This window comes from Flavobacteriales bacterium (genome assembly GCA_021296215.1).
Lineage (GTDB): Bacteria > Bacteroidota > Bacteroidia > Flavobacteriales > ECT2AJA-044 > ECT2AJA-044.
This window is the reverse complement of the sequence record JAGWBA010000135.1, coordinates 1,717-2,070: the sequence shown is the minus strand read 5'-3', so window position 1 is coordinate 2,070 and position 354 is coordinate 1,717. Positions and strand designations below refer to the sequence as shown.

The window sequence follows — 354 nt, the reverse complement described above, 5'->3', positions numbered from 1 at the left end:
GCCGACATGACCGTCCTGGACATCGTCCTCCACGACGAACTGCGCGACGACTTCGCGAAGGAATGCGAGAACCTGCTCCTTTTCGATGCCGTCTACGACCACATCGTCGCCAATCTCGCGTCGATCGCCAGGGAGGCGGAATCGAGCCGCGCGCTCTCGCGCGAATCCCTCAAGCGCCTGATCGAGGCGGCATTGGCGCAAGCCGGCAACGGCAGCAGCGAGAACGACGCCGCACGGCTGCGCAGCCAGTTCTTCGACTGGTACCAGCGCACCGCCGCCCAGCCGCGGTCGGCGCGCTTCTTCCGCGCCGTCGAGGAGTGGAAGAAGAACGCAAGCTCGCACATCTCGGACACC

1 protein-coding gene is annotated in these 354 nt (G+C 65.8%); it reads left to right on the top strand.

Going from position 1 to position 354, the window contains the following annotated elements; genetic code table 11:
- Positions 1-354 (top strand): hypothetical protein (locus J4F31_12580; GenBank protein ID MCE2497388.1); only part of this gene is annotated, 354 nt, incomplete at both ends.